The sequence below is a fragment of the Mesorhizobium australicum genome, assembly GCF_900177325.1.
Classification (GTDB): Bacteria; Pseudomonadota; Alphaproteobacteria; order Rhizobiales; family Rhizobiaceae; genus Mesorhizobium_A; species Mesorhizobium_A australicum_A.
Genome location: NZ_FXBL01000004.1, coordinates 3,579,059 through 3,605,128 on the forward strand (window position 1 = coordinate 3,579,059; position 26,070 = coordinate 3,605,128).

31 protein-coding genes are annotated in these 26,070 nt (G+C 66.4%); 12 read left to right on the top strand and 19 right to left on the bottom strand.

Annotated features, from left to right (window positions below; translation table 11 throughout):
- Positions 1-4 precede the first annotated feature (4 nt).
- Positions 5-241 carry a CopG family transcriptional regulator gene (locus B9Z03_RS20140; RefSeq protein WP_210191379.1) on the top strand — a complete coding sequence of 79 codons (237 nt, stop codon included), beginning with the start codon at positions 5-7 and terminating at the stop codon, positions 239-241.
- Positions 241-672, top strand: a complete 432-nt coding sequence (locus tag B9Z03_RS20145; protein ID WP_085465839.1) for a TA system VapC family ribonuclease toxin — start codon at positions 241-243, stop codon at positions 670-672. The genes B9Z03_RS20140 and B9Z03_RS20145 overlap by 1 nt, the downstream gene beginning before the upstream one ends.
- A gap of 8 nt (positions 673-680) precedes the next feature.
- On the opposite strand, the gene B9Z03_RS20150 is transcribed toward B9Z03_RS20145, so the two are convergent.
- The 3 genes from B9Z03_RS20150 to B9Z03_RS20160 form a co-directional block, all read right to left on the bottom strand.
- Entirely contained in the window at positions 681-1,070 is a 390-nt protein-coding gene (locus tag B9Z03_RS20150; RefSeq protein WP_085465840.1) for a cupin domain-containing protein, read from the bottom strand.
- Between the two features lie 61 nt (positions 1,071-1,131).
- Positions 1,132-1,611, bottom strand: coding sequence for an SRPBCC domain-containing protein (locus tag B9Z03_RS20155; protein WP_085465841.1), 480 nt, complete (start codon positions 1,609-1,611; stop codon positions 1,132-1,134).
- Positions 1,608-1,940 (bottom strand): ArsR/SmtB family transcription factor, encoded by a 333-nt coding sequence (locus B9Z03_RS20160; protein ID WP_085465842.1) that lies wholly within the window; start codon positions 1,938-1,940, stop codon positions 1,608-1,610. Before B9Z03_RS20160 ends, B9Z03_RS20155 begins: the two co-directional genes overlap by 4 nt.
- A 159-nt stretch (positions 1,941-2,099) precedes the next feature.
- On the opposite strand from B9Z03_RS20160, the gene B9Z03_RS20165 reads away from it, so the two are divergent.
- Both B9Z03_RS20165 and B9Z03_RS20170 read left to right on the top strand, forming a co-directional pair.
- Positions 2,100-3,341, top strand: a complete 1,242-nt coding sequence (locus B9Z03_RS20165) for a BtaA family protein (protein ID WP_085465843.1) — start codon at positions 2,100-2,102, stop codon at positions 3,339-3,341.
- Between the two features lies 1 nt (position 3,342).
- Positions 3,343-3,999 (top strand): class I SAM-dependent methyltransferase, encoded by a 657-nt coding sequence (locus tag B9Z03_RS20170; protein WP_244561795.1) that lies wholly within the window; start codon positions 3,343-3,345, stop codon positions 3,997-3,999.
- Positions 4,000-4,007: 8 nt separating this feature from the next.
- Here B9Z03_RS20170 and B9Z03_RS20175 read toward each other — a convergent pair whose 3' ends face one another.
- Complete coding sequence (locus tag B9Z03_RS20175) at positions 4,008-5,387, bottom strand: serine hydrolase domain-containing protein (RefSeq protein WP_085465845.1); 1,380 nt, start codon at positions 5,385-5,387, stop codon at positions 4,008-4,010.
- Between the two features lie 198 nt (positions 5,388-5,585).
- Between B9Z03_RS20175 and B9Z03_RS20180 the strand changes: the two genes are divergently transcribed.
- The 4 genes from B9Z03_RS20180 to B9Z03_RS20195 all read left to right on the top strand — a co-directional run bounded on the left by B9Z03_RS20180 (position 5,586) and on the right by B9Z03_RS20195 (position 8,764).
- On the top strand, positions 5,586-6,377 hold the full coding sequence (locus tag B9Z03_RS20180) for a glycoside hydrolase family 25 protein (RefSeq protein WP_085465846.1): 792 nt from the start codon (positions 5,586-5,588) through the stop codon (positions 6,375-6,377).
- A 71-nt stretch (positions 6,378-6,448) separates the two neighbouring features.
- Entirely contained in the window at positions 6,449-7,621 is a 1,173-nt protein-coding gene (locus tag B9Z03_RS20185; protein WP_085465847.1) for a lytic murein transglycosylase, read from the top strand.
- A 10-nt stretch (positions 7,622-7,631) separates the two neighbouring features.
- Positions 7,632-8,048 (top strand): CidA/LrgA family protein, encoded by a 417-nt coding sequence (locus B9Z03_RS20190; RefSeq protein WP_085465848.1) that lies wholly within the window; start codon positions 7,632-7,634, stop codon positions 8,046-8,048.
- Positions 8,045-8,764 (top strand): LrgB family protein, encoded by a 720-nt coding sequence (locus tag B9Z03_RS20195; RefSeq protein WP_085465849.1) that lies wholly within the window; start codon positions 8,045-8,047, stop codon positions 8,762-8,764. Before B9Z03_RS20190 ends, B9Z03_RS20195 begins: the two co-directional genes overlap by 4 nt.
- A 3-nt stretch (positions 8,765-8,767) precedes the next feature.
- Here B9Z03_RS20195 and B9Z03_RS20200 read toward each other — a convergent pair whose 3' ends face one another.
- The 6 genes from B9Z03_RS20200 to B9Z03_RS20220 form a co-directional block, all read right to left on the bottom strand.
- Positions 8,768-9,064 carry a hypothetical protein gene (locus B9Z03_RS20200; RefSeq protein WP_085465850.1) on the bottom strand — a complete coding sequence of 99 codons (297 nt, stop codon included), beginning with the start codon at positions 9,062-9,064 and terminating at the stop codon, positions 8,768-8,770.
- 83 nt (positions 9,065-9,147) lie between these two features.
- Positions 9,148-9,741 carry a DUF6969 family protein gene (locus tag B9Z03_RS20205; RefSeq protein ID WP_085467780.1) on the bottom strand — a complete coding sequence of 198 codons (594 nt, stop codon included), beginning with the start codon at positions 9,739-9,741 and terminating at the stop codon, positions 9,148-9,150.
- The gene (locus B9Z03_RS29925) at positions 9,738-10,082 is read right to left on the bottom strand and encodes a hypothetical protein (protein ID WP_176247572.1); all 345 of its coding nucleotides are present in this window, start codon (positions 10,080-10,082) and stop codon (positions 9,738-9,740) included. Before B9Z03_RS29925 ends, B9Z03_RS20205 begins: the two co-directional genes overlap by 4 nt.
- Positions 10,079-11,290 carry a YeeE/YedE family protein gene (locus B9Z03_RS20210; protein WP_085465851.1) on the bottom strand — a complete coding sequence of 404 codons (1,212 nt, stop codon included), beginning with the start codon at positions 11,288-11,290 and terminating at the stop codon, positions 10,079-10,081. Before B9Z03_RS20210 ends, B9Z03_RS29925 begins: the two co-directional genes overlap by 4 nt.
- Positions 11,291-11,376: 86 nt before the next feature.
- Positions 11,377-12,297, bottom strand: coding sequence for a sulfurtransferase (locus B9Z03_RS20215; protein WP_085465852.1), 921 nt, complete (start codon positions 12,295-12,297; stop codon positions 11,377-11,379).
- A gap of 178 nt (positions 12,298-12,475) precedes the next feature.
- Positions 12,476-13,699 (bottom strand): alanine racemase, encoded by a 1,224-nt coding sequence (locus B9Z03_RS20220; protein WP_085465853.1) that lies wholly within the window; start codon positions 13,697-13,699, stop codon positions 12,476-12,478.
- A 138-nt stretch (positions 13,700-13,837) separates the two neighbouring features.
- Between B9Z03_RS20220 and B9Z03_RS20225 the strand changes: the two genes are divergently transcribed.
- Positions 13,838-14,776: a DMT family transporter gene (locus B9Z03_RS20225; RefSeq protein WP_085467781.1), complete on the top strand. Its 939-nt coding sequence runs from the start codon at positions 13,838-13,840 to the stop codon at positions 14,774-14,776.
- A 376-nt stretch (positions 14,777-15,152) separates the two neighbouring features.
- Here B9Z03_RS20225 and metF read toward each other — a convergent pair whose 3' ends face one another.
- Together metF and B9Z03_RS20235 are read right to left on the bottom strand one after the other, a co-directional pair.
- On the bottom strand, positions 15,153-16,073 hold the full coding sequence (gene metF / locus B9Z03_RS20230; RefSeq protein WP_085465854.1) for a methylenetetrahydrofolate reductase [NAD(P)H]: 921 nt from the start codon (positions 16,071-16,073) through the stop codon (positions 15,153-15,155).
- Positions 16,073-17,053, bottom strand: coding sequence for an ArsR/SmtB family transcription factor (locus tag B9Z03_RS20235; protein WP_085465855.1), 981 nt, complete (start codon positions 17,051-17,053; stop codon positions 16,073-16,075). Before B9Z03_RS20235 ends, metF begins: the two co-directional genes overlap by 1 nt.
- 112 nt (positions 17,054-17,165) lie before the next feature.
- On the opposite strand from B9Z03_RS20235, the gene tsaA reads away from it, so the two are divergent.
- Both tsaA and B9Z03_RS20245 read left to right on the top strand, forming a co-directional pair.
- Positions 17,166-17,693, top strand: coding sequence for a tRNA (N6-threonylcarbamoyladenosine(37)-N6)-methyltransferase TrmO (gene tsaA, locus B9Z03_RS20240; protein WP_244561796.1), 528 nt, complete (start codon positions 17,166-17,168; stop codon positions 17,691-17,693).
- Positions 17,693-18,016, top strand: coding sequence for a DUF2293 domain-containing protein (locus B9Z03_RS20245; protein ID WP_139832344.1), 324 nt, complete (start codon positions 17,693-17,695; stop codon positions 18,014-18,016). The genes tsaA and B9Z03_RS20245 overlap by 1 nt, the downstream gene beginning before the upstream one ends.
- Positions 18,017-18,046: 30 nt before the next feature.
- On the opposite strand, the gene B9Z03_RS20250 is transcribed toward B9Z03_RS20245, so the two are convergent.
- From B9Z03_RS20250 to ettA, 6 genes are all read right to left on the bottom strand, one after another.
- A complete protein-coding gene (locus B9Z03_RS20250) occupies positions 18,047-18,676 on the bottom strand; it encodes an MOSC domain-containing protein (RefSeq protein ID WP_085465858.1) in 630 nt (209 codons plus the stop codon).
- Between the two features lie 46 nt (positions 18,677-18,722).
- Positions 18,723-19,847, bottom strand: a complete 1,125-nt coding sequence (locus B9Z03_RS20255) for a beta-ketoacyl-ACP synthase III (protein WP_085465859.1) — start codon at positions 19,845-19,847, stop codon at positions 18,723-18,725.
- 230 nt (positions 19,848-20,077) lie between these two features.
- On the bottom strand, positions 20,078-20,854 hold the full coding sequence (tam, locus tag B9Z03_RS20260) for a trans-aconitate 2-methyltransferase (RefSeq protein ID WP_085465860.1): 777 nt from the start codon (positions 20,852-20,854) through the stop codon (positions 20,078-20,080).
- A 15-nt stretch (positions 20,855-20,869) separates the two neighbouring features.
- Positions 20,870-21,136 (bottom strand): type II toxin-antitoxin system RelE family toxin, encoded by a 267-nt coding sequence (locus B9Z03_RS20265; protein WP_085465861.1) that lies wholly within the window; start codon positions 21,134-21,136, stop codon positions 20,870-20,872.
- Positions 21,137-21,138: 2 nt separating this feature from the next.
- The gene (gene relB, locus B9Z03_RS20270) at positions 21,139-21,369 is read right to left on the bottom strand and encodes a type II toxin-antitoxin system RelB family antitoxin (RefSeq protein ID WP_085465862.1); all 231 of its coding nucleotides are present in this window, start codon (positions 21,367-21,369) and stop codon (positions 21,139-21,141) included.
- Positions 21,370-21,431: 62 nt separating this feature from the next.
- Positions 21,432-23,081, bottom strand: a complete 1,650-nt coding sequence (ettA, locus tag B9Z03_RS20275) for an energy-dependent translational throttle protein EttA (protein ID WP_085465863.1) — start codon at positions 23,079-23,081, stop codon at positions 21,432-21,434.
- 188 nt (positions 23,082-23,269) lie between these two features.
- Between ettA and B9Z03_RS20280 the strand changes: the two genes are divergently transcribed.
- A complete protein-coding gene (locus B9Z03_RS20280) occupies positions 23,270-24,490 on the top strand; it encodes an MFS transporter (protein WP_085465864.1) in 1,221 nt (406 codons plus the stop codon).
- A 12-nt stretch (positions 24,491-24,502) separates the two neighbouring features.
- Here the strand turns inward: B9Z03_RS20280 and B9Z03_RS20285 are convergent, their stop codons facing one another.
- Complete coding sequence (locus tag B9Z03_RS20285) at positions 24,503-26,041, bottom strand: AMP-binding protein (protein ID WP_085465865.1); 1,539 nt, start codon at positions 26,039-26,041, stop codon at positions 24,503-24,505.
- Positions 26,042-26,070: the final 29 nt, after the last annotated feature.

Here is a 26,070-nt window from a genome sequence, read left to right on the forward strand (position 1 = left end):
GTCTATGCGCACCACATTGACGATCGACGACGACGTGCTGATGATCGCGCGCGGCCTTGCCGAGCGCGACGACAGGACAATTGGGGACGTTATCTCTGACCTTGCGCGGCAGGCCTTGCGGGCTCCTCGGGACCAGTACGCATTCGAGACACGCAACGGCGTTCCGCTAGTCCCGGTGAAGAAAGGCAGCCTGCCGGTGACGACCGAGCTGGTCAACCGCCTACGTGACGAAATGCCGTAATGGCGTATTTGCTCGACGTGAGCGTGGTCATCGCCCTGATCGACCGAACGCATATCGGACACGATGCCGCAAATCTCTGGTTCGCGGATGCCCGCCCGCGTGGCTGGGCGACCTGCCCGATCGTGGAGAACGGCGTCGTCCGGATTATGAGCCAGTCCTCGTATCCGAACGCTCAGGCGTCGCCCGCTGTCGTCGCGGCTGCTCTCCAGCAACTTTGCCGGCTTCCGGCACACGAATTCTGGCCTGACGGCCTGTCGCTGACGAGTTCGACCCTTTTCGATCTGCAGGCGTTGTCGTCAGCCCACCATGTCACGGACATGTATCTGCTCGGGCTTGCGGCAGCTCACGATGGAAAACTAGCGACGTTCGACCGACGCCTGCGCACGGAAGCCGTTCAGAACGGCCCACAGCATATCGAAATCATTGCATAGGATCGCCCCTACTCCAGATTGGTCTGGATCCACCTCGGCGAGTGGTGGATGTCGATCGTCTGCAACCGCCCTGGGCCGAGGTTGACGAAGCGGTGCGGCACGCCGGCGGGTCCGAGCACCGTATCGCCCGCCTCGGCATCGACCACCTCGTCGCCGACGAAGAAGCGCGCCCGGCCCTGCGTTATGACGAACACCTCGTCATAGGGATGGACGTGGAGGACCGGACCGAAGCCCGGCTCGTCATTGCCATAGGTCAGCACGGTCACTGCTGCGCCGAGGGCTTCGCCGTTCACCGAACCGCGATAGGGGCCGACCATCGTGCCGTCGAACAGGCGCGCCTTGGCGGGCGGGCGACCGTCAGGCGTGACGGTCGCGGGGTCGAAGTCGCGTCGAACCATTTGCTCCTCCTGTCGAACGGGAGGATGGTCGAGACCTCGCGTGGATGCAAGGCGCGGAGGCTTATGTCGGGGCGCCCGCCAGCATCTCCTCCATCCGCGCGTAGCTTGCCTCCATGCCGTGCTCCATGCCGGAGGCGAGCATCGCCGCGCGGGCGTCGGCGTCGGGCAGCGTCATGCGCATGGTGAGCAGGGTCCCTTGCCCGTCGGGCTTGAAGTCGGTCTCGACATGGTTGTCGGGCGTCGGGTCGGGCAAAAACATCCGCTCGACATGGACGGTGCGGCTGTAGGGTTCGACGGCGATGTATTCGCCCGTCATGTGGAAGCCGCCGCCCTTGCCGTCGCTCCACTCGCAGCGGATCCTCCCGCCCGGCTTCGGCTCGCTGATGCAGACCGGCATGGTCCAGCCCTCCGGCCCGAGCATCCATTTCTGCATCAGCTCCGCCTCGGTATGTGCCCGGAACACGGCCTTCGGCGCGGCCGCGAAGCGGCGGGTGACGACGACATGGGTGTCGCCCTCGGTCTTCAAAGTCAGTCTGCTCATCTCTCTCCCTTTCCGTCGTCCATCGTTGCTAAAAGCGCGTCGAGCCGCGCGTAATTCCGCGAAAGCGCGTCGCGCAGGCCGATCAGCCAGCGGTCGAGTTCGTCGATCGCCTCCGGCGCGATGCGGCAGTGGCGCTTCGTGCCCTCCGCCCGGCGCATAACCAAGCCGGCATCCTCCAGCACCTTGATGTGCCGCGAGACGGCCGGCTGGCTCATCGCGAAGGGCTTCGCCAGCTCCATCACCGTCGCCTCCCCGCTCGCCAGCCGAGCGAGGATCGCCCGCCGGGTCGGATCGGCGAGCGCGGCGAAGCCCGCATCGAGATCCTTCATCCAGAATATCTCCTTTATATAATAATCTTGTTATATATAAGACTGATTATCGTCAAGCGATTTTCGACAGCACCGTCATCGTCGCGTCATCCAGGCGTCAACCGCGCGTCATCGGACCTTCATAGGCACGGTATCACCGCTCACGAGGGGATTCGCGCCATGACCGACATTTCCGCAGGTTCCGGGCTCGCCACGCGGCGCCATGTCGGCCGCGCCGTCTACCAGCACAAGGCACTCAGCAAGGACGGCCTGTCGGAGCGCCTGTTCGCGCTGCTCTTCTCCGGCCTCGTCTATCCGCAGATCTGGGAAGACCCCGAGATCGACATGGAGGCGATGGAACTGGGCGCCGGCCACCGCGTCGTCACGATCGCGTCGGGCGGCTGCAACATGCTGGCCTATCTCACCGCCTCGCCCGCCCATATCGACGTGGTAGACCTCAACGCCGCCCATGTGGCGCTCAACCGGCTCAAGCTCGCAGCCGCGCGTCATCTGCCCGGTCAGCAGGATTTCTCCCGCTTTTTCGGGGCCTCGGGCGTCGACCACAACGCACTCGCCTACGACCGCTTCGTCGCGCCGCATCTCGACGTGGCAAGCCGCGCCTATTGGGAAAAGCGCGATCTCCTCGGCCGCCGCCGCATCTCGGTCTTCGACCGCAATTTTTATCGCACCGGCCTGCTCGGCTTCTGCATCGCGCTCGGCCACCGCGCGGCGAAGCTGCACGGCGTCGACCCGGCAGGCCTGATGCAGGCGAAGACGGTCGCCGACCAGAAGCGTTTCTTCCGCGAGCAGCTGGCGCCGCTGTTCGACCGGCGACTGATCCGCATGGCGACGGCGCGCAAGGCCTCGCTTTTCGGCCTCGGCATTCCGCCGGCGCAGTACGATGCGCTGGTGACGGCGGGCAATGACGGCATGGCCGGCGTGCTGCGCGACCGGCTGGAGAAACTCGCCTGCCATTTCCCGCTCGCCGACAACTACTTTGCCTGGCAGGCCTTCGCCCGTCGCTATCCGACCCAGGGCGAGGCCGCCCTGCCCCGCTATCTCGAACCGCGCCATTTCGCCACGATCCGCGCCAATGCCGACCGCGTCACGGTTCACCACGCCAACTATATCGATCTGCTCGCAGGCAAGCCGGCCGGCAGCGTCGACCGCTACATCCTGCTCGACGCGCAGGACTGGATGACGGATGCGCAGCTCAACGCACTCTGGAGCGAGATCACCCGCACCGCGGCTCCCGGCGCCCGCGTCATCTTCCGCACGGCGGCCGCGCCGACGCTGCTGCCGGGCCGCGTCTCGCCGGCGATCCTCGATCAGTGGGAGTATCGCGACGAGCAGTCGCGCGAGCTCTCCGCCCGCGACCGCTCGGCGATCTATGGCGGCTTCCACCTCTATGCGAAACGCTGACATGGTCGTGACCGATACCCACGCCGCGCTGATGGACGACGTCTATCGCTGGCAGCGGCACGTCTACGACCTGACGCGCAAATACTATCTGCTCGGCCGAGACCGGATGATCGATCGGCTCGACGCCGGGCCAGGCACCACGGTGCTGGAACTCGGCTGCGGCACCGGACGCAACCTCGCGCTGGCTGCAGGGCGGCACCGCCAGGCGCAGCTCTTCGGCCTCGACATCTCCGCGCAGATGCTGGCGACGGCGCAGGCCTCGCTCGCCCGCGTCGGCCTTGGCGACAAGGTACGGCTGGCCGAGGCGGACGCGACGAGCTTCGATCCCCAAGCGCTGTTCGGCCGCGCGGCCTTCGACCGTGTCTACATCTCCTATTCGCTGTCGATGATCCCCGACTGGCAGCGCTGCGTCAGTCAGGCGATGGCCGTGCTCGCGCCCGGCGGCTCGCTGCATATCGTCGACTTCGGCCGCCAGGAGCGCCTGCCGGGATGGTTCAAGGCGGCGCTCCGGGCCTGGCTGGCGAGATTCCACGTCGCGCCGCGCGACGACCTGCGCGAAGTGCTTGAATCGATCTCGCGGGAAACCGGCGCAAGCCTCGAACACGAATCGCTTTTCCGCGGCTATGCGGTGCATGCGATTCTGTGCCTGCCCCGCTGACCGGAAGTCTAGGGCAGCGCCTTGACCAGCGCTGCCACCATCGCCTGCGACTTGTAGCCGAGCTTCGAGGGCGTGAGCCCCAGACGCACCACAACCAGTTGCTTCGACGGGACGATTGCCATCGATTGCCCGTCATGGCCGAGCGCCCAGACCGTATCGGCCGGCAGGTCGAAGCCGGCGTCGGGATCCTGCCCGTCCGGCGTGCCGGCCGAGGGACCGTTCAGCCACATCTGGCCTTGCGTGTAGGCGTCCGGCGCGGCACTCGACGGCGCGCGCATCATGGCGGCGTAGCCTGCCGGCAGGATCGCCTCACCGTTCCACAGCCCGTCCTGCAGCAGGAACTGGCCGAAGCGGGCCCAATCGCGCGCGCTCGCATAGAGGTAGGAGGAGCCGACATAGGTGCCGCGCGCATCGGCCTCCAGCACGGCGCTGCGCATGCCGATCGGATCGAACAGCTCGCGCCGCGGCCAGGCGAGCGCATCGGCTCCCGCCGCGTTCTGCCAGATGCGCGACAGCGTCACCGTCGTGCCACTCGAATAGGAGAACACCTTGCCGATCTCGTGCGCCAGCGGCTTGGCGGCGGCGAAGGCGGCCATGTCGGGCTCGAGATAGAGCATGCGGGTGACGTCGGTCACGTCGCCATAATCCTCGTTGAACTCCAGCCCGCTCGACATCGACATCAGGTCGCGCACCTTGATCGCGCCACGGCCATCGGCCTTCCAGGCCTCGAACAGACCAGTGTCGTCGAGGCTCAGTTTCCCCTCACGCACCAGCGTGCCGATGATCGCGGCGGTCACAGTCTTGGTCATCGACCAGCCGAGCAGAGGCGTCGTCTCCGAGAAGCCGTCGCCGTAGCGCTCGCCGACGATGCGGCCATTCTTGACGACGACCACGGCACGCATACCAGAACCCAGCATACCCGGATCGTCGAGGATCGCCGCGACGGCCGGATCCTGCGACGGCTCCACCGTCTCGCCTTCCGGCCACAGCGCCTGCGAGGCCTCGCCCGTCGCTGCCGGCACCAGCGCCAGTTTCGCCGCCGCCTCGTCGCCGTCCGGCACCGAGGCACAACCGGCACCTTCGCGCGCCACGGCAAGTCCGCCGCCGAACATACCGAGAAGGCTCGCATGCGCGGTCCTTGCCTCGCGGTCGACACTCATCGCGATCAGGCCGAGGATCGGATGGCCGGGCGCCTGCACGTCGACCTTCAGCACCTCGTGCTGGTCGCGGTCGGCGATGAAGACATTGGAGCAGACAATCTTGGCGGAATAGCCCGCCGCGACCTGGATCAGCGCCGGCGGCGCGACATAGAGCCAGCCGGCGAAGACCACCACGATCACGGCGGCGAGGATCGCCAACCATTTGAGCAGCTTGCCGATCAGCCTCATCTGTGTCCCCCGCCTTGGATTTGCCGAACTCTCGCCCGATCCGTCGGCGGCAAGTCTTGGGCGCGGCGCGGGGAAAAATCAATGGCGTGCGGATCGGGCCGAGCGGCCGAGTTCCTCCCGGCCAGTTTCGCACAATCCCGGTTCTCCATTGTCCCGGTCGCTGCGCCCGAGTCGCGGCCGTCCTGGTTTGGAGTGTCCATGCGCCGTCTCGCGGCCCTTCTCATGATCGGAATGCTCGCTGCCTGTTCAGGCGGCGGATTGCAGGAGCTCGCGCCCGGGTCCGCGGATACGCCGGTCGTGTCCGGCCCGCGCTTCGGCGACCGCGACCCGCATGACTGGCAGGCGCGCAAGCCATGGGACTATGCGGTTCACGGCACGGACGTGTCCAAATACCAGAACAAGGTCGACTGGCATTCGGCGAGGGGAAAAGGCATCTCCTTCGCCTTCATCAAGGCGACGGAAGGCGGCGACCGCGTCGACGACAAGTTCCAGGAGCACTGGGGGAATGCGCGCGCGGCCGGCGTACCGCGCGGTGCCTATCACTTCTTCTATTTCTGTCGCCCGGCCTCCGAACAGGCGGAGTGGTTCATCCGCAACGTGCCGAAGGAGCGCGGCGCGCTGCCGCCCGTGCTCGACATGGAGTGGAACCACCTCTCACCCACCTGCCGGCTCCGCCCACCACCGGAGACCGTGCGCGCGGAGATGCGCGTCTTCCTCGACATGGTGCAGAAGCACTACGGCAAGCGGCCGATCATCTATACCGACCCCGCCTTCTTCGACCGCAACGGCCTCTCCGCCTTCCGTGGCTATCCGTTCTGGCTGCGCTCCACCGCCGGCCATCCGACGGAAAAATACGGCGACCATCCCTTCGTCTTCTGGCAGTATACCGGCACGGGCACCGTGCCCGGTATCCCGGGAGACGCCGACATCAACGTCTTCAACGGCTCGGCCTCCTCCTGGCGCAAATGGCTCCAGGAGAATGCGCATTGATTGGCGGCCGTGCCGCATTTATGCCCGGACCGCATGCTGTCACGCACGCAGTGACCCGGAGACCACCAACGATGAAACACGCCCTCGCTGCTGCCGCCGCCCTGACGATTCTTGCTGGCCCTGCCTTCGCCCAGACCTGTGGCGGCGACTTCAACGCCTGGCTGGACGGAATGCGTGCGGAAGCGCAAACGGCGGGCGTCGGCGAGCGTGGGCTCGAGGCGCTTGCCGGGGTGCAGATGGACACGAGGGTATTGTCGCGCGATCGCGCGCAGGGGGTGTTCGCGCAGAACTTCATCGAGTTCTCCAGTCGCATGGTTTCGGGCTACCGCCTCAAGCAGGGCGCCGCGAACCTGAAGAAATATGCGGACGTCTTCGCCCGCGCCGAGGCTGAACACGGCGTGCCCGGCCCGGTCATCGCCGCCTTCTGGGCGCTGGAAACGGATTTCGGCGCCGTGCAGGGCGATTTCCACACGCTGAGCGCGCTCGCGACGCTCGCGCATGACTGCCGCAGGCCGGAGCTCTTCCGGCCGCAGGTCGTGCCGCTGCTGACCCTGATCGACCGTGGCGTGCTGCCCGCCGACGTGCAGGGCGCCTGGGCCGGCGAGCTCGGCCAGACGCAGATCCTGCCCTCCGACTATCTGGAGAAGGGCCGCGACGGCGACGGCGACGGGTTGGTCGACCTGCGCAACGATCCGGCCGACGTGATCATGACCACGGCCAACTTCCTCAAGTCGATGGGCTGGCGCGCCGGCGAGCCGTGGATGCAGGAGGTACGTGTTCCCGCCGAGATGGACTGGGCCGACTCCGGCCGTGAGAACCAGCATCCTCGTTCGCATTGGGCCGCTGCCGGCGTGACAGCTCGCGACGGCTCGCCGCTGCCGTCCGACGGCCAGCCGTCGAGCCTCGTCCTGCCGATGGGGCGCAAGGGCCCGGCGTTCCTGATCTATCCGAACTTCGACGTCTATCTCGAATGGAACCAGTCCTTCGTTTACACGCTGACGGCCGGCCACCTCGCCGCCCGCTTCGCCGGCGAACCCGCCTATGACAAGCGCAATCCGGACCGGGCGCTGACCATCGAGGAGATGAAGCAACTGCAGGAGAAGCTCGCCGCGCGCGGCCACGATGTCGGCAAGATCGACGGCGTGCTGGGCACCGGCACGCGCACGGCGCTGCAGAAGGTCCAGGCCGAGCTCGGCCTGCCCGCCGACGGCTGGCCGACGCAACAGCTCCTCGTCCTGCTCTGAAAACGGCGCGATGACCGGCGGCGGCGATCCCTCCCTTCCTCCCGCCGCGCCGCTCAACCTTCCCCGCGCGATCCTCACGCTGCTTTTGTGTCAGCTTGCCGGCGAGACCATCGTTCTCGCCGCCCGCTCGATCTATCCCGCGATCGCCTTCCCAGGCCCGGTCGTCGGCATGGCGCTGATGTTCGTCCTGCTCGTCTGGCGCAAGGGACCGGACGACGGGCTCGACGCGGCGTCGGGTGCAATCCTGCGCAACCTGTCACTGCTTTTCGTGCCGGCAGCGGTCGGCATCGTGCAATACGGCCCGGTGCTGCGCGACTTCGGCCTCACGCTCGCCGTCGCCCTCATCGTGTCGACCGTTTTGACGCTGCTGGTCACGGTCGGCGTCTTCCTGCTCGTCGCCCGGATGCAGGGGAAGGACGGCGAATGACGCCCGACATCGTCTCGATCTGGGTCTATCTCTCCGCCTCGCCGCTGACCTGGCTGACGGCGACGCTCGCCGCTTACGTGGCGGCCGACTGGATCGCGGTCCGTCTCGGCAGGCGTCCGATCGCCAATCCGGTCGTGATAGCGGCGGCGATCCTCGCTGTGCTGCTGATCGCCACCGGCACCGACTACGCCGCCTACTTCGAGGGCGCGCAGTTCGTGCATTTCCTGCTCGGACCCGCGACGGTGGCCCTCGCGATCCCACTCTGGCGCAACCTCGCCATGGTCCGACGCGCCCTTCTGCCGATGGCCGCGGCACTTCTCGCCGGGTCGGGGACGGCGGCCGCGAGCGCGGTCGCCATCGCCTGGGCGTTCGGCGCACCGACCGACGTGCTCGCCTCGCTTGCGCCCAAGTCGACCACCGCGCCGATCGCAATGGAACTGTCGAAAAGCCTGGGCGGCATTCCCGCGCTGACCGCCGTGCTCGTGGTGATGACCGGCATCATCGGCGCCGTCGTCGTGACACCGCTGATGAACGCGCTGAAGATCACGAACTACGCCGCGCGCGGCTTCGCCGTCGGCGTCGCCTCGCACGGCATCGGCACGGCGCGCGCTTTCCAGGTTTCGGAGATCGCCGGCACCTTCGCCGGCATCGCCATGGGGCTCAACGGCGCGCTGACCAGCCTCCTGGTGCTGATCTGGCTGGCGCTGCTCGGCTGAGCCTCAGTCGGCGTCGCACTCCCATTCCATGGCCGAGACGAAGACGCTTTCGGTGACGACGTCGCCGCTCGGATCGACGAGATCGCCGATCAGGTAATAGTCTCCGTCCTCGCCTTCCTCCTCGCCGAGAAGATCGAGCGACCAGGAGAGGCCGATCCGGCTGCCGTCGCTCCAGTCCGGATGGATGTCGTCATAGTCCACCGAGGCGAGGATTCGGGCTTCGGTGGACACCGGCGCGCAAGTGGCGGCGAGCGCGGGCGACGCGGCGAAGGCGAGCAGAACGGCAAGGGCCAGGCGCATGGGCACTCCAGGGATTCGCGGCCGCGCTTCGGCGACCAGAGAGGCGGGTGCAGGATAGATCGCCGTGCGGCGGGATTGAGGCGTCAGGCCGCAGCAGGCTGAAGGACGAACTCCGACGTCACTTCCAGCGCCCGATCCTGGCGTGCAGGCGTGTCGTCCTGGGGCCGATGGCCCGAGATCGTCGCATCCCGAGCACGGATCAGGCCCGCGATCCGTTCCTCGTGCGCGACGAACATCGCGGTCAGCCAGCGATTGACGAGATAGGACGGCCTCGGCATCTGAACGTCGAAGCGCGGCAGCAGCGCGATCGTAGGCTCCGCGTCCAGCCAATCGTCGCCGACCACCCACTGATTGACGGTGAAGATCCGCAACGGCCTTCCGTAGGCATCTACGCCGATCGCCGCGAGATGATGGATCGGGCCGCCCACTCCATCTGGGCGCACAAAACAATGGAAATGTCCGTGCTCGGCGGCGCCCTCCTCGGCGGGATGGCAATGGTAGAACCACTGCGACCCGGTCGCGGGGTCGAACACGTCGCCCGGCGGGTAGTGCTCCCACGCCGTGATGCCGTCGACCTCGCGGAAGGTTTCCGACAGGATGTTCAGGCCCGCCTTGGCCAGCACGCCCTCGCAGAAGGCGATCTCGGCGAGCGCCCGGTCCCGCACTTCCGCGCTCATCCGGATGTCCCCGGTGGCTGGACGCCCGGCGGCGGCGGTGGCGGCAGTTTCTTCGCCGGCGGCGGAGGCGGAGCGAGCTTCTTGGCCGGTGGCGGCGGCGGTGCGAGCTTTGCCGGCTGGGCGGCGGAACATGGCGCGCCCGCCGCACAGGGCGCAGCCGCAGGGGCTGCAGCCGGTGCGGCGGCGGCGCACGGCGCGCCAGCAGCGCAGGGAGCCGCGCCCGAACTCGCGGCAGCGGGTGCTGCCGCGCGCTGGACCGGATGGTTGTAATGGTCGACGGCGACCGCCGCGGTCGCCACTGCAAGCGCCGCGCCGAACAGGATCGTGTTGCGCCCGCTCATTTGCGGAACCCGTCGAGACCGAAAGCGGGGCGGAGCCAGACGCCGACCAGCGATCCGCCGAAAGCGGCCGCGAACCACACCCAGCCGTGCACGCTGCCCGAGGCGATGCCGCTGAACAGCGCGCCGATGTTGCAGCCGAAGGACAGCCGCGCCCCATAGCCCATCAGCAAGCCGCCGATGACCGCCGCCATCAGCGAGCCGATGGGCAATTTGGCCTTCGGCGCGAAGCTGCCGGCAAGGCTTGCGGCAAGCGCAGCGCCAAGGATGATGCCGAAATCCATCACCGAGGTGACGTCTTCCAGCACGCTGGAATTCAACGCCTTCTGCGGACCCGGCCAGTTCCAGAACGCCCAAGTCTCGACCGGTACGCCGATGCCCTGCGAGATCTTGGCGCCCCAAAGGCCGAAGCCGAACGTCACCGACCAGGGATGGCCGGCAAGCAGCAGCGTCACGATATTGAGGATCGCCAGCACGAGACCGGCGCCGACCAGCGGCCACGGACCGTGGACAAGCCACATCCAGCCCGGCCGCTTCGGCGCCGGCTCGCTTTCGATGTCGCCATGCACGCGCCGCTCGACCAGCGCCGAGACCAGCGCGACGAGGCCGAGCCCGACCAGCGTCATCAGCACCGCCGTCGCGACGCCGAAGGTCTGGCCGAGGCTGATCGCTGGCCAGGACGGCAGTTCGAGCCACCACGGCAGGTGCGCGGTGCCGATTACAGCGCCGACGACGAAGAAGGCGAGCGTGACCAGCATCCGAGCCGACCCGCCGCCGACCGTGAACAGCGTGCCCGAACCGCAGCCGCCGCCGAGTTGCATGCCGAGGCCGAAGATGGCCGCTCCCACCAATACCGAGACGCCGACCGGCGCCAGTGCTCCCACAAGCGGCTGACCGCCGAGGTTTCCGGCCGACAGGAGCGGGATCATCGCCACCGCAGCCACCGCGATCATCAGCATCTGCGCACGGATCGCCCTGCCCCGGCCCTCGACGACAAAACGGCGCCAGCCGCCGGTGAAGCCGAACGAGCCGTGATAGAGCGCCATGCCCAGGCCGCCGCCGACGAGAAACAGCGCCGCCTGGCGCAGGTCGACCAGCCAGACTATGGCAAGGAAGCCGATGACGAAGGCCGCCCCCGCCACTTTGGCCGGCGCGCCGTCGATGGTGACGGGCGGAAGATACTTGGGCGGCGCGGCCGCGATATCGGTCATGCGAAACAGTCCAGTTCAAACAAGAATGCCCGGATCGCTCCGGACATCCTTTCCTTATCGTCGGGAATGAAGTGCGGGCAAGTCGCTCAGGAGCCGGTCTTGTCCTCGAGCGGACGCGCCGGGTCCGAGGCCCACTCGGCCATGGAGCCGTCATACATGCGGGTGTTCTTGTTGCCGAGGATTTCGCTCAGGCCGAACCAGGCGACCGAGGCCCAGTGGCCGGTGTTGCAGAACACGATGTTCTCCTGGTCCTTGGCGAGGCCAACCGCCTCCGACAGCGCCTTTATCGTCTCGGGCGTCGCATATTCCGCGTTCTCGGCGCTGTAGAAGTCGCTGTGCTTGATGTTCACGGCGCCCGGCAGCGTGCCTTCCGCGCGCACGATCGGGCTCTTCGACTTGCCCTCGTACTGCTCGGTCGGGCGGCCGTCGATCAGCTTGGTGCCGGCCTTGAGCGCGGCCTCCACATCGGCGGTGGTGGCGCGGATCTTGTCGTTCAGCGACACGGTGAAGGTGGCAGCCTCGGGCTTCGCGGCTTCCGCCACGCGCTCGCCGCCGGCCGCATCATAGTGGCGCCAGCCGCCGTCGAGGATCGAGACCTCGTCATGGCCGAGATATTTGAACGTCCAGTAGACGCGCGTCGCGCCGCCGAACTCGGTCGAATCCGTGCCCCACGGCACGATCACCACATGGTCGTCATTGTCGATGCCGAGATCGCCGATCAGCTTGGCGAGGTTCTCGATCGGCGGCAGCATGCCGGGAATACCCTGCACCTCGGTGCGCCAGCCGGCCGTGGCGTAGGGAGCGACGACCGCGTTGGCCAGATACGGCTTGTCGCCGAGGTCCGTCTCCGCGATCTTGTCGCGGATGTCGATGATGACGACGTTGTCCTTGCCGGAATGTTCCTTGACCCAGGCGGCATCGACGAGAGGCGTGATCGCCTCCTGGGCAATGGCGGGCGCGGCGGCGCCCAGTAGGGCGAGTGCAACGGTGGCGGATACGAGGCGCATGACGGGACTCCCAATGGAATGCGATCGGGTTCTATCACGTGCGGACACCACCCTCACGGCACGGGCAACCGCGCACTACAATGTGTCGAGAAAAATGTTTCCGATGGGAGCCGGCGGATAGATTTTCATTCCGAAAGAACGGAACTAGTCCGGCCCGGACAGCCGTTTTGTCCTGTCGTCACCCTGCGGCCATCGTCTCGAGGCTCGCGAAGCCTTCCGGCTTGCCGCCTTCGTGGAACGGCGTCGCGACCTCGACGAAGGTGTCGGGATAGAAGCCGTTGAAGCGTGTGCGCAACGACAAAGAATAGGCGCCGATGTGGCCGATCTCGATCCAGTCGCCGGTATCGACCGTCTCCGGCAGCCAGAACGGACGCGACAGGATGTCGACTGAATCGCAGGTCGCGCCGCAGACCTTGAACGGCACAATGTTCGACACGTCGCCGTTGCGGCTGCGGATCGCGGGATCCGGGATGAAACGGGCCGGCAGCGTGATCTTGCCGGTCCAGCTGTCCGACAGCGACGCCCAGATGCCGTCATTGATGTAGAGCCGGCGGCCCTTCCTCAACAGCACGCGCACGATCAGCGAGAAGGCGCGGGCGACGATGACGCGGCCGGGCTCAGCCACCAGCGGTGTGTCACCAAAGCCCCATTCGCGCAAGTCGCCGCGGAAACGCGACATCAGTTGCGACAGCGACGGCATCTCGGGCGCCTTGCGGTTCGGGTCGTGGCCGTATTCGGCCGGGAAACCGCCGCCGACATCGAGACCGCAGAGTTCCACGCCGGCGCGGTTGCGCACCCAGTCGGCGGTCTTCAATGCCCTGTCATAGGTGTCGGGGTCCTCGATCTGGCTGCCGACATGGAAGCAGATGCCGACCTTGTAGCCGGTGCGCGCCAGCCGCTGCAGCAGTTCCACCGCCTGCGCCGGACCGGCGCCGAACTTCTTCGACAATTCGTAGGCCGCGTGTCCCTTGGTCTGGATGCGGACATAGACCTCCACCGAGCCCGGATCGATGTCGAGCGCGCGCACGATGCGCGTCAGCTTGACGATCTCGTCCTCGTGGTCGACTGCGATGACGCGAATACCGTAGGTCTCCAGCGCCAGCCGGATGTCCGACTGCGCCTTGACCGGATGCATGTAGAGCATCTCGGCGTCCGGCGCGACCGCGCGGACGGCGGCGAACTCGCCCGGAGAAGCCACGTCGAATGCCTTCACACCGGCTTCGGCCAACGTCTTGAGCACCATCGGCTCGCCATTGGTCTTGACCGCATAGGCGGTCTTGCCCGGAAACATCGCCATGAAGTCTCGCGCGTCGGCCTTCAGCACCTCGGGATGGAAGCAGTAGACCGGCTCATCCGGACGCAGTTCCAGCGCGGCGGCCTTTGCCGTTTCGAATCTCTGCATGGGCGGTCCCCGTTTTCGCTTGCGAAACTATCAGCCGCACATGACCGGCGAAAGCGGTGGCAACAAGAACGAGCGGGAAACGGGTGGCGCAAACGCGGCGGAAGACCTATCGGTACGGCACGACATGGAATGCACCGCATGAGTCTCGCCTCCCCCGCCAAACCGCAGGCCCCCTCGATGACGGCCCGGATGTGGGCCTTGCTCTTCCTTCTCGGCATCATCTGGGGCGGCTCCTTCTTCAGCGTTTCCATCGCGGTCAAGGAGATCCCGCCTCTGACGCTCGTTCTACTCCGCGTGGCGATCGCAGCGGCGGCGCTTCACCTCTATCTGCTGGCTCGCGGCCCCTCCTTCGCGCTCGCGCGTCCCTATGCGGGCTGGTTTGTACTGCTTGCGCTGCTCAACAATGTCGTGCCGTTCTCGCTGATGTTCATCGGCCAGACGGCGATCGGCGCCGGCCTTGCCTCGGTGCTGAACGCGACGACGCCGTTCTGGACGCTGATCCTGGTCGGTCTCGTCTTCCGCATGGAAAAGCCCGGCTTGAACAAACTCCTGGGCGTCGTCATCGGTATTGCCGGCACCGCCGTGATGATCGGTCCGGGGCTCGCAGCCGGCATCGGCGGCCCGGTCTGGGCGAAACTCGCCCTGATCGGTACCGCGCTGTCCTATGCCTTCTCGTTCATCGTGTCCCGCCGCTTCGCCGCCTTGCCGCCGATCCTGGTCGCGACCGGCCAGCTGACGGCCTCGACGGTGATGATGATTCCGATCGCGCTCTATTCGGACGGGTTCGACGGCTTCCTGCACGCCAGCGCCGGCGCTTGGACGGCAACGCTCGCGCTCGCGCTGGTCGCGACTGCCTTCGCCTATCTGATCTTCTTCGAGTTGATCCGGACGGCCGGCCAGTCGAACACCTCGCTGGTGACCATGATCACACCGGTCAGCGCGGTGCTCCTCGGCGCGGTCTTCCTCGGCGAGCGGCTGGAACTGTTCGAGCTGGCCGGCATGGCGCTGATCGGCCTTGGCCTCGTCACCATCGACGGGCGGCTGTTTTCGCGTCGCAAGGCGGCCGCGCCAGCCTGAATTCAGGCCGCCGAAGCCCACCCGGCGAAAAAATGTCGAACTGAAGGCAGCGCCGAAAGCGGAAGCATTTTCCTGTGTTTGGGCGTTTGGGAGACACCGTTTTTACACAGGCTGTTGCGGCGCAGCAACAAAACCCCTTGTCACTGGCCCAGATGCGCATACACTTCTGTCATAGTCCGCAGAGGAGGTACACCTATGGGACTGACACGGCCGATCAATACGATTGTGATTTGTGCTGCGTTCGCCTTTATCGGCGCCATGATCCTGGGAGTGCTGCCATAGGCAGTTGAGGGACCCGGGGGCATTCCTCCAACCTGAGACGACAATGCAAAAAGGCCGGGTTCAACCCGGCCTTTTTCATTGCAGTCGCAAGCGGTCAGGCAGCCGACGCGCTGACCATCGGCACTTCCTCGGTCGCCCGGATGCCGATCATGTGGCAGATCGCGAAGGCAAGGTCGGCGCGGTTCATCGTGTAGAAATGGAAGTCGCCGACCCCGCGCTCGACCAGGTCGAGCACCTGCTCGGCCGCGACCGCCGCCGCCACCAGCGCATGCGTCTGCGGGTCGCCCTGCAGGCCGTCGAAGCGCTCGGCGAGCCAGGCCGGCACATGCGCGCCGCAGCGGCTGGCGAAATTGGCGACGGCCGTGAAGCTGTGCACCGGAAGGATGCCCGGAACGATCGGAATATAGATTCCCGCCCGCCGCGCTCGCTCGACGTAGCGCTCGTAGACATCGTTGTCGAAGAAGAACTGGGTGATGGCGCGGGTTGCACCATTGTCTACTTTGCGCTTCAGCATCTCGATGTCGGTCGCGAAATCCGGGCTTTCCGGATGCTTCTCGGGATAGGCGGACACGGAAATGTCCTGCGCGCCTTGGGCGGCCAGGGCGGCGACCAGTTCGGCGCCGTTCGAATAGCCGTGCGGATGCGGCCGGTAATGCGATCCCACACCTTCGGCCGGGTCGCCGCGGAGCGCGACGAAGCGCTTCACGCCCATGGTGAGGAAGTCCGCGATCACCGCATCGGACTGCTCCCGGCTCGCATCGACGCAGGTCAGGTGCGCGGCGGGCGAAAGCGACGTCTCGGTCAGGATGCGGCGCACCGTGCGGGCGGTGCGTTCGCGCGTCGAGCCGCCTGCGCCGTAGGTGACCGAGACGAAGCTTGGCCGCAGCGGCTCGAGCCGCTTCACCGTATCCCACAGCCGCGCCTCCATGTCGTCGGATTTGGGCGGAAAGAACTCGAACGAGACGCGGACCTTGTCGCCGATGTCGGGACGTCGGGAAAGCCGGAACTGGGACATTACGCGGTCTCCGTGGCGAGGCGTCGTTCTTGGGTGGGATGGGCAAGCAGGATGCGCGGATCGCGGCCGGACCAGAGCTTCACGGTGAGCCCGCCCTCCACCGAGGGAGCGAAGGTCACCGTTTCCTCCTGTTCGAGACCGGCCTCCTTCATCCAGTCGGCGATCTGCCGGTCGGAGAAGCCGAGGCGCGCATGCGCCTGCTCCTCGCGCAAGAACTCGAAGTCGTGCGGCGCGAAATCGACGATCGCCAGCCGCCCGCCGGGGCGCAGCATCCTGGCCGCCTCGGCGATAGCGAAGCCGGGATTGTCGAGGTAATGCAGCACCTGGTGGATGGTCACGAGGTCGAAGGCGTCCCGGTCGACCGGCGGGGCGTAGATGTCGCCTTGCCGCACCTGAGCATGCGCGACGCCCGCCTTGTCGAGATTGGCGCGCGCGACAGAGAGCATCTCGCGCGACATGTCGAGGCCGACGGCGCGGCGATACCAGGGCGCGAAGATCTCCAGCAGGCGGCCCGTGCCGGTGCCGAGGTCCAGCATGGCATTGAACGGCGTCCCCCCGGCGAGCTTCAGCAGCGCAGATTCGACCGCGTCATCCGGCACGTGCAGCGCGCGCAGCTGGTCCCACTGCGCGGCATTGGCGCTGAAATACTCCGCTGCCCGCTCGCGGTTCTTGCGCTTCACTGCCTCCAGACGCTCCATGTCGCGCAGCACCAGTGGATCGGCGGCGTCGACGCGTCCGACCAGGCCAAGCACGAATTCGCGCGCCGAATCGTTGTCGGACAGGCGGAAGAAGGCCCAGGAGCCCTCCTGGTATCGGCCGATCAGGCCGGCCTCGAGAAGCAGCTTCAGGTGCCGCGAGACGCGCGGCTGCGACTGGTTGAGGATCGAGGTCAGGTCGGAAACGGTGAGGTCGCCCCGCGACAGGAGCACGAGGATACGGAAACGGCTGGATTCGCCCGCCGCCTTGAGCGTATCGACCATCCGGTTCAGATTGACTTTCGGTTGCGCCACGATCGACCTCGAAGAGACATAAAGATATGTTTATGTGAGGAGCGGCGGGGACGCAAGCGGAATGTCGCACATGGGAAAGAAAATGGCGCTTCCATTCAACGACCGGCCGGAATTCGAGGTGCGCGAAGGCGAAGTGCGCCTTGAGGTCGACCCTGCGAACCTGACGCCCGATGCAGGGCTCGTCTTCATCGGCCGCGTCTCCTCGCCCTGGACCGAGCGATCGCAATGTCCGAAGAACATGCGCGAGGCGCGCGAGAAGGGCGGCGGCGCCCGCATCGCGCTCGATCCGGCCTATCGCGACGGCCTGCGCGGCCTTGGCCAGTGCAGCCACGCCATCCTGCTCTCCTGGTTCAACCGCTCGCCGCGCGACCTGATCGTGCAGAAACCCCGCCACGCCGAGGTCGCCAGGGGCACCTTCGCGCTGCGCTCACCGGTTAGGCCGAACCCAGTCGGCGTCCATGTCGTGCGGTTGCTCGCCGTGGACGAACAGGCCGGAACGATCGAGCTGGAGGCGATCGACCTCCTCGACGGCACGCCGGTGATCGACATCAAGCCCTATTTCGCCTCAGTCGATTCGGTGCCCGACGCCACGCGGCCCGTCAGCGCCTGATGGCCGGAACGCAGCGCCAGAAGGAGATCGCAAAGGGTCTCACCCTCTTGATCCCGCTCGCGCCCTGGGCGGATGCGGAGGCGATCCGCGAGGCGGCCGGCCAGAAGCACCTGAAGGCTCTGCCGCCCTCGGTCGCGCTCTGGCTCGCCACGATCGCGCATATCCGCCACCAGCACACCTCCTACGACGCGCTGCTCGCTGACGGCTACGACCGCGACTCGGCGCGCTTCTTCGTCGTCGACGAGATCAACGAGGTGCTGACGCGGTGGCGTGCAAGCCGGCTTCTCGATCCGGACGGGGACGAGGAAGCCATCGGCGGGTAGGCCGGAAGCCTTCCTCTCGGGAGACGGCTCTCAGGCGCGATAGATCCACTGCTCGGGGACCCGCACCGAAATCTCCTCGTCCCTGACGATCCGTCCGGGCTTCTCCACCCAGGCGACCAGTCCGCGCAGCCGCTTCGCCGCCTTGGGGAACAGAAGCGCACCCACCTCGCGGTCCTCGATGCCGCCCCGCTCCGCCACGCGCCGCCCGGCGATGCGGCATGGCGCGTTCTGGCCGTCGACCTTCAGCGTCGTTCCGCCCTTGAAGAACAGCATCGTTCCGGCCGGCAGGAAGGAAAGCATCGGCAGTCCGTCGATCAGCAAGTTGGCGCCGACCCATTCCGGACGGATGGCCGCAAGGTCCATGTTGCGGGCGATGCGCGCGAGTTCGTCCGGTGCCACGATCGAGACCTGTCGCTCGTTCCTGATCTCGGTACCGCGCGCATACCACGGCTCGCGCCCGCCGGAACGGCGCGTCGGACCCTGGTGATAGTCGCCCTGAATGCCGTCGAAGCCGAAGTCGAGGGATTCGACCTCCCGCGTCTCGAAATCGTCCCTAACAGCGGCGTAGAGGCCCGCGACACGGGCGGACAGCTTTCGCGCCGGGACGATGTCCGGGTCGGGGTCGAGCGGATGGCCGAACGGCAATGTCGCCTCGCGCATGCGAATTCTCCCACCGAACTTCCGAAAGGCGTGCCCGGAGCATCGCCTACATCTTGCGGAGAATTGCCCCGCCGATCGAATAGCCGGCGCCGAAGGCGCACAGCATGCCGAACTGACCGGCTTCCATATCCTCGTGATACTGCTTCAGCGCAACCACCGCGCCGGCGGCGGCCGTGTTGCCGAGCCTCTCCAGCACCATCGGTGCGCGGTCGGCATCCGCCTCGTAGCCGAGCGCGAGCTTCATGATCATCGCGTTCATGCGGCCGTTGGCCTGGTGCAGCCAATAGCGCCGCACGTCCTCGACCGTCATGCCGTGGTCGGCAAGGAAGGCGGAGATGAAGCGGTGGGCGGCGACCGTCACTTCCTTGAAGACCTTGTTGCCGACCTGCTTGATCATGTTGCCTTCCATGTTGACCACGGAAGTGTCCTCCTGCCCTGCCCGGATCAGGAAGCCGAAGTTCGAGCGAATATTGTTCGAGAACTGCGTCCAGCTGCGTGTGTCGAGCACCTCGAAGCGGCCGGGCCTGGTTTCGTCGTCGCCGAGTGCCTCGACCACCATTGTGGCAGAGGCGTCGCCGAAGATGAAATGCGTCTGCCGGTCGCGGAAGTTCAGATGCGCGGTGATGATCTCGGGCGAGACCACCAGTACACGCTTCTGCGCGCCGGTGCGCACCAGATTGGTGGCGATGTGCAGTCCCGCGGCGGCCGAGGAACAGCCGAGGTTCATGTCGAAGGCCGCGCCCGAGGCGCCGAGCGCCTTCTGGATCTCCACTGCGACCGCGGGATAAGGCCGCTGCTGGTGCGAGGCAGCGCAGATGACCATGTCGACCGTCGATGGATCGGTCACGCCCGCGTGCTCCAGCGCGCGCTTCGCCGACACCACGCCGAACTCGGCCATCACCGACAGTTCGTCGTCGCCGCGCGGCGGAATGCGCGGCGTCATCCGAGTCACGTCGAGGATGCCCTCGCGCGTGTGCACATGACGGTTCTTCACTCCCGACGCATAGACGATGAAATCGGTATCGGATTTCGCCAGGGGCGGCTCGCCGGCCGCGGCGCGCCTGACGTTTTCCAGATCCACCCACTCGTTGAACGAGGCGACCAGTTCTTCGTTCGTGATGGTGGAGTCCGGTATCTCGACGCCGATACCGCTGATGATGACGCGCTGCATGCTGGTGGTTTTCCTTGACGCCCCGACCTGCGTCGCGACGCACCCAGGGGCACGGCAAGCTGGCCATTGCGCCGAGCCGAATACGCCAAAAGCCGGTTGCTGCCAAGGATCAGACGCGGTCCGGCTACAATTTTGGTTTCCAACGGAAACCATCCGGCACCACTGGGCCTGCGCACTGCCCGAAACCGGCCGGCGGCTGGCTGCGCGGCCTGCCGGACGACGCCGACCCGTCAGGCGTCGAGCGGCTTCTGCGCAACCATGAACAGGCGCGGGAAACGCAGCAGCACCTTGCCGTCGGCCGCGGGCGGATAGGCCGCCGCGATCCTCGCCTGGTAGGCCACGAGGAAATCCTCCTGCTCGTGTTGATCCAGCGGATCCAGGAACGGCTTGAGGCCGGTCGACTTGACCCACTCGACAATCGCGGCGGCGTCCGCCAGCGGATGGTTGTAATAGGTGTGCCAGATATCCACCCGCGCGGAATGCGGCGTGAGCAGATCGTAGTAGAATGATACCGGCGGCAGCGGCTGGCGGGCCGCGTTGGCCAGCTTCGCCGCGAACCGCTCCTCCGCGGCCACCTCGCGCATCAGGCGGTGCGACGGTTCGGCGATGTTATCCGGCATCTGCACCGCCAGCACGCCGCCCGGCGCAAGCTGGCCCATCAACCGCACCAGCACCGCTGGATGGTCCGGCAGCCACTGGAACACCGCATTGGCGAAGATGACGTCGACCGGCTCGGCCGGAGTCCAGCCGGCCGCGTCCTCCAGCGTGAAGGAGAGGCCCGGAAGCCGCTTGCGCGCCTTGTCGATCATGTCGGGCGAGGTATCGAACCCCGACACGTCGGCGTCGGGCCAGCGCTCGGCCAGAAGTTCGGTCGAATTGCCCGGCCCGCAACCGACATCCACCACCCGGCGCGGCGCCTGAAGCGGCACCTGCGCCAAGAGATCGCGCGACGGGCGCGTCCGCTCGTCCTCGAACTTGAGATACTGCGCGGCGGACCAGTCACCCATCGAACACCTTGAGCTTCAACGATAGACTTCACGGCGATTACCGATGCGGACGACTATGACCGTAACGATCGCGTCTTCGATCGATGCGATCACCCGGAAATCGCCGACGCGATACTTCCAATATTGACCAAGCGGCCCATGCAAAGCTTCTCCAATTTCTCGCGGATCCTCCCGAGCGGCAATCCGGTCATTGATGAAACGGGCTACTCGATTTCGATCAGCGGAGCCGAGACGCTCAAGATCCTTTTCCGCACGCCGCTCAAAGCGCACCTGCCAAGGCATTGCTAAGCCTCGTCAGGTTTGCCCAGGTCGATATCGAGCCGCTGCACTACCTCATCAAAGCTGACGAACTGCGGGTTTTCCTGCATCCGCTGCTCAGCGAGATACAGATCCTCCAAGTCGTCAAGATGTTCGAGAATCGCCTCGCGCGCATAGTAGCTCTTCGTCCGGCCCGTCTTACGGGCCAGATCGTCGAGCCGGTCTTCAATCTCTTTGGGCAATCGCAGCGCGAGCATGACATCCAGCCTTTGCTATACATGTATAGCAAAGGCTGGATGTGTGCAATTCCGCAGGTTGTCTACCGCGTCAGCCGCTTGTGTGCCATGCGGTGCGGTACCAGAGCCTCGGGGCCGAGGCGGCGGGCCTTGTCCTTTTCGTATTCCTCGAAATTGCCCTCGAACCACTCGACATGGGCGTCGCCCTCGAAGGCGAGCATGTGGGTAGCCATGCGGTCGAGGAACATACGATCGTGCGAGATGATGACGGCGCAGCCGGCATAGGCTTCAAGCGCATCTTCCAGCGCGCCGAGCGTCTCGGTGTCGAGGTCGTTGGTCGGTTCGTCGAGCAGCAGCACGTTGCCGCCGTTCTTCAGCATCTTGGCCAGGTGGACGCGGTTGCGCTGGCCGCCGGAGAGGTTGCCGACCTTCTGCTGCTGGTCGCCGCCGCGGAAGTTGAACGATGAGCAGTAGGCGCGGGAGTTCACCTCGTGCTTGCCGAGCTTGATCACCTCGGCGCCGCCGGAAATCTCCTCCCAGACGGTCTTGTTCGGGTCGAGTGCGTCGCGGCTCTGGTCGACATAGCCAAGCCGCACCGTCTCGCCGAGACGGATCGTGCCGGCGGTCGGCTGCTCCTGGCCGGTGATCATGCGGAACAGCGTCGTCTTGCCGGCGCCGTTGGGGCCGATGACGCCGACGATGCCGCCGGGAGGCAGGCGGAACGACAGGTCCTCGATGAGCACCTCGTCGGTATAGGCCTTGCTGAGATTCTCGACCTCGATGACGACGTTGCCGAGACGCTCGCTCGACGGAATGACGATCTGCGTGTCGGTCGGCTTGCGGTTCTGTGCCTGCTCGAGCAGTTCCTCATAGGCCTTGATGCGCGCCTTCGACTTGGTCTGGCGCGCCTTGGGCGAGGATGCGATCCACTCGCGCTCGCGCCAGATCGACTTCTGGCGGGCGTCGTCCTCACGGCCTTCCTGGATCAGGCGCTTGGCCTTGGCGTCGAGATACTTGGTGTAGTTGCCCTCGTAGGGAATGCCGCGGCCGCGGTCGAGCTCGAGGATCCAGCCGGTGACGTTGTCGAGGAAGTAGCGATCGTGGGTGATGATCAGCACCGAGCCCGGATAGTCACGCAGGTGCTTTTCCAGCCAGCCGGTCGTCTCCGCGTCGAGATGGTTGGTCGGCTCGTCGAGCAGCAGCAGGTCCGGCTGTTCGAGAAGCAGGCGGCACAAGGCAACGCGGCGACGCTCGCCGCCCGAGAGGTTGTTGACGTCGGCGTCCGGCGGCGGGCACTGCAACGCGTCCATCGCCATCTCGACCTGTTGCTCGAGGTCCCACAGGTTCAAGCGGTCCATCTCGTCCTGCAGGCGGGCACCCTCGTCCGCCGTCTCGTCCGAGTAGTTCATCATCAGCTCGTTGTAGCGCTCGATGATCGCCGTCTTCTTGGCGACGCCGTCCATGACGTTCTCGCGCACGGTCTTGGCAGGGTCGAGTTGCGGCTCCTGCGCCAGGTAACCGACGGTGGCGCCTTCCGCCAGCCAGGCCTCGCCCTGGTACTCCTTGTCGAGGCCCGCCATGATGCGCAGGATCGTCGACTTGCCCGAGCCGTTCGGGCCCAGGATGCCGATCTTGGCGTCCGGGTAGAAGGACAGATGGACGTTATCGAGCACCTTCTTGGCGCCGTAGGCCTTGGAGAGGCCCGACATGTGATAGATGAACTGGCGTGCCACGCGCGCGATCCCTGATCAACGAGTGTTGGAAGTTGCGCGCTATGTAGGCGAACGGGCCGCAAAGGGCAATGTGGCGCAGACACTTCCCTGTGCTGGCGCTGGCGCGGTTGCGCCTCACCCGGGAAAACCTTAACTGCACCAGACTTGATTTCGCGACTCGGGAGGTGACGCGACCAGGAGAACCGGACATGACCAGCGCGCTCGACGACCCCATTCGGCCGTCCTCCCTCCCCCTCGAAAGCGCGCCTGCGGTCAATCCGGGCCTGGTCATGCTGGCGCTCGCCATGGGCGGCTTCGCCATTGGCACGACCGAATTCGCGGCCATGAGCCTGCTTCCCTACTTCTCCGCTGGCCTCGGCGTCGACGAGCCGACTGCCGCGCATGCCATCAGCGCCTATGCGCTCGGTGTCGTCGTCGGCGCGCCGATCATCGCGGTCCTGTCCGCGCGGGTTCCGCGGCGCACCCTGCTGATGGTGCTGATGGCGGTGTTCGGCGTCGCCAACTGCCTCAGCGCCATGTCGCCTTCCTACAACTGGCTGCTGGCGTTCCGCTTCATGAGCGGCCTGCCGCACGGCGCCTATTTCGGCGTGGCCGCCCTCGTCGCCGCCTCGCTCGTGCCGCAGAACAGGCGCGCATCGGCGGTCGCGAAAGTGATGCTCGGCCTCACCGTCGCGACCATCATCGGCGTGCCGGTGGCGACCTGGCTCGGCCAGACCTTCGGATGGCGCTGGGGCTTTGCCGTCACGGGCCTGCTCGCACTGATGACCTTCGTCATGGTCGCGGCCTTCGCGCCGAAGGACCGGCCCGATGCCGATGCGAGTCCGCTGCGCGAGCTCGGCGCCTTCGCCAACCGACAGGTGCTTTTGACGCTCGCCACCGCGGTCGTCGGCTTCGGCGGACTGTTCGCCGTCTATTCCTACACGGCCTCGACCCTGCTGGAGGTGACGAAGGTCGAGCCCTGGGTGGTACCGATCGTGATCGGCCTGTTCGGCGTCGGCATGACGCTCGGCACCATCTTCGCAGCCTGGGCGGCGGACAAGGCGCTGCGCGCCACGGCCACCGGCATCATCATCGCCAGCGCGCTGACGCTGTTCGCCTTCCCGTTCTCGGTCGGCAATGTCTGGACGATCTCGCTGGTGGTCTTCCTCATTGGCTGTGCGTCGAGCCTTGGTGTCGTGATCCAGACCTATCTCATGGACGTCGCCAAGGACGCCCAGACGCTCGCGGCCGCCGCCAACCACAGCGCCTTCAACGCCGCCAACGCGCTCGGGCCGTGGCTGGCGGGCCTGGCGATCTCCGCCGGCTATGGCTTCCCATCGTCTGGTTTCGTCGGCTGCGGCCTGGCCATCCTCGGCCTCATCATGTGGCTCGTGACGTTGGCTGACGCGCGGCGGTCCCGCTCGGGCTGATTCCTTCGGCTGTCAGCCGCCCGCATCCTCGACCAGCTTGGCGCGGATGTCGGCCTTCAGCACCTTGCCGACCTTGGAGCGCGGCAGGTCGGGCCAGACCTCGACCTGCTTGGGCGTCTTGACGCTGCCGATCCGGCGCTTGACGAAATCGGTGACCTCGGCGACGTCGATCGCCTTGCCGGCGCGTGCCTGCAGCACGGCGACGATCCGCTCGCCCCACTTCTCGTCGGGCAGGCCGATCACCGCGCAGTCCTGCACCGCCTCATGCGCCTGCAACGCCTGCTCGACCTCGACCGAGTAGACGTTGAAGCCGCCGGTGATGATCATGTCCTTGGCGCGGTCGACGATATAGAGGAAGTTGTCCTCGTCCAGGTAGCCGATGTCGCCGGTGTGGTGCCAGCCATGCGCCGACGCTTCCGCGGTCGCCTCCGGGTTCTTGTAGTAGCCCGCCATGACGAGCGATCCCCTCACGACGATCTCGCCGCGCTCGCCCTGCGGCACCAGCTCGCCGTCGGAGTTCATGATGCCGACGCTGACCAGCGGGGCGACCCGGCCGGCCGACGACAGGCGCGCGGTCGCGACCGAACCGTCCGGCGCGTAATGGTCGGCCGGCCGCATCATCGAGATCATCATCGGCGCCTCGGTCTGGCCGAAGAGCTGCGCCATCGGCCTGATGCGCCTCAGCGCCTCTTCCAGCCGCACGGCGGAGATCGGCGCGGCGCCATACCAGAAGCATTGCAGCGAACTGAGGTCCGCCGCGTCCAGCCTTGCATGGTCGAGCAGCATGTAGATCACGGTCGGCGGCAGGAATGTATGCGTGACCCGGTGATGTTCGATCAGCCGCAGGAACTCGCCGATGTCGGGGTGGTGCATGATGACGATGCGACCTCCGAGCGCCATGATCGGAAAGCACAGCACGCCGGCGGCATGGGTCAGCGGCGCAAGCGCGAGATAGGTCGGCCGCCCCTCGAACGGATACCCCATCAAGGTCAGCGCGGTCATCGTCTCGATGTTGCGCCCGGTCAGCATCACGCCCTTCGGCTTGCCCGTCGTGCCGCCGGTTCCCGGGATCATGGCGAGATCGTCCGGCGGCGCGCGCTCGAAGACGCGACCGTCGATGCCGTCCAGCCACGCGTCGAAGGACTGCGCGAAAGGCAGTTCGCTGTCGAGGCAGACCAGCACCCTGAGCTTGGGCAGGTTAGGCCGGATGCGCTCGACCATCCCGGCGAAGCTGGAGTTGAACAGCAACAGGCCGCAATCGAAATTGTCGAGGATGAACTGGTTCTCGGCCGCCTCGTTGCGCGGATTGATCGGGCACCAGACGGCGCCCGCGCGCGAGATGCCGAAGACGCAGGAGAAGGCGACCGGGTCATTGCCGGACAGGATCGCGACCTTGTCGCCGGGCGCGATGCCGGAACGAGAGAGGCCAGCCGCGATCCTGTAGCTCAGCGTCTGCACGTCGGCATAGCTGAGATCCACATCGTCCATCGTCAGGCATGGACGGCCGGCGCCAAGGGAAGCGCCCTTGTCAAGGTAATCGACCAGTCGCATCGCATTGCTCCCGTGAGGTGGCCGGGCGG

Coding starts and splice junctions, on each gene's coding strand:
- B9Z03_RS20215 (WP_085465852.1), bottom strand. CDS start 12,297: ATGCGCCTCGTATCCGCCACCGTTGCACTCGCCCTACTGGGCGCCGCC.
- B9Z03_RS20200 (WP_085465850.1), bottom strand. CDS start 9,064: ATGCGCCTGGCCCTTGCCGTTCTGCTCGCCTTCGCCGCGTCGCCCGCG.
- B9Z03_RS20250 (WP_085465858.1), bottom strand. CDS start 18,676: ATGCGCGAGGCGACATTGCCGTTCGGCCATCCGCTCGACCCCGACCCG.
- B9Z03_RS20195 (WP_085465849.1), top strand. CDS start 8,045: ATGACGCCCGACATCGTCTCGATCTGGGTCTATCTCTCCGCCTCGCCG.
- B9Z03_RS20165 (WP_085465843.1), top strand. CDS start 2,100: ATGACCGACATTTCCGCAGGTTCCGGGCTCGCCACGCGGCGCCATGTC.
- B9Z03_RS20225 (WP_085467781.1), top strand. CDS start 13,838: ATGAGTCTCGCCTCCCCCGCCAAACCGCAGGCCCCCTCGATGACGGCC.
- tsaA (WP_244561796.1), top strand. CDS start 17,166: ATGGCGCTTCCATTCAACGACCGGCCGGAATTCGAGGTGCGCGAAGGC.
- B9Z03_RS20285 (WP_085465865.1), bottom strand. CDS start 26,041: ATGCGACTGGTCGATTACCTTGACAAGGGCGCTTCCCTTGGCGCCGGC.
- B9Z03_RS20265 (WP_085465861.1), bottom strand. CDS start 21,136: ATGCCTTGGCAGGTGCGCTTTGAGCGGCGTGCGGAAAAGGATCTTGAG.
- B9Z03_RS20160 (WP_085465842.1), bottom strand. CDS start 1,940: ATGAAGGATCTCGATGCGGGCTTCGCCGCGCTCGCCGATCCGACCCGG.
- B9Z03_RS20280 (WP_085465864.1), top strand. CDS start 23,270: ATGACCAGCGCGCTCGACGACCCCATTCGGCCGTCCTCCCTCCCCCTC.
- B9Z03_RS20185 (WP_085465847.1), top strand. CDS start 6,449: ATGAAACACGCCCTCGCTGCTGCCGCCGCCCTGACGATTCTTGCTGGC.
- B9Z03_RS20145 (WP_085465839.1), top strand. CDS start 241: ATGGCGTATTTGCTCGACGTGAGCGTGGTCATCGCCCTGATCGACCGA.
- B9Z03_RS29925 (WP_176247572.1), bottom strand. CDS start 10,082: ATGAGCGGGCGCAACACGATCCTGTTCGGCGCGGCGCTTGCAGTGGCG.
- B9Z03_RS20205 (WP_085467780.1), bottom strand. CDS start 9,741: ATGAGCGCGGAAGTGCGGGACCGGGCGCTCGCCGAGATCGCCTTCTGC.
- B9Z03_RS20220 (WP_085465853.1), bottom strand. CDS start 13,699: ATGCAGAGATTCGAAACGGCAAAGGCCGCCGCGCTGGAACTGCGTCCG.
- B9Z03_RS20155 (WP_085465841.1), bottom strand. CDS start 1,611: ATGAGCAGACTGACTTTGAAGACCGAGGGCGACACCCATGTCGTCGTC.
- B9Z03_RS20180 (WP_085465846.1), top strand. CDS start 5,586: ATGCGCCGTCTCGCGGCCCTTCTCATGATCGGAATGCTCGCTGCCTGT.
- relB (WP_085465862.1), bottom strand. CDS start 21,369: ATGCTCGCGCTGCGATTGCCCAAAGAGATTGAAGACCGGCTCGACGAT.
- B9Z03_RS20140 (WP_210191379.1), top strand. CDS start 5: ATGCGCACCACATTGACGATCGACGACGACGTGCTGATGATCGCGCGC.
- B9Z03_RS20175 (WP_085465845.1), bottom strand. CDS start 5,387: ATGAGGCTGATCGGCAAGCTGCTCAAATGGTTGGCGATCCTCGCCGCC.
- B9Z03_RS20190 (WP_085465848.1), top strand. CDS start 7,632: ATGACCGGCGGCGGCGATCCCTCCCTTCCTCCCGCCGCGCCGCTCAAC.
- B9Z03_RS20255 (WP_085465859.1), bottom strand. CDS start 19,847: ATGCAGCGCGTCATCATCAGCGGTATCGGCGTCGAGATACCGGACTCC.
- B9Z03_RS20235 (WP_085465855.1), bottom strand. CDS start 17,053: ATGGTCGATACGCTCAAGGCGGCGGGCGAATCCAGCCGTTTCCGTATC.
- B9Z03_RS20210 (WP_085465851.1), bottom strand. CDS start 11,290: ATGACCGATATCGCGGCCGCGCCGCCCAAGTATCTTCCGCCCGTCACC.
- B9Z03_RS20245 (WP_139832344.1), top strand. CDS start 17,693: ATGGCCGGAACGCAGCGCCAGAAGGAGATCGCAAAGGGTCTCACCCTC.
- metF (WP_085465854.1), bottom strand. CDS start 16,073: ATGTCCCAGTTCCGGCTTTCCCGACGTCCCGACATCGGCGACAAGGTC.
- B9Z03_RS20150 (WP_085465840.1), bottom strand. CDS start 1,070: ATGGTTCGACGCGACTTCGACCCCGCGACCGTCACGCCTGACGGTCGC.
- tam (WP_085465860.1), bottom strand. CDS start 20,854: ATGGGTGACTGGTCCGCCGCGCAGTATCTCAAGTTCGAGGACGAGCGG.
- B9Z03_RS20170 (WP_244561795.1), top strand. CDS start 3,343: ATGGTCGTGACCGATACCCACGCCGCGCTGATGGACGACGTCTATCGC.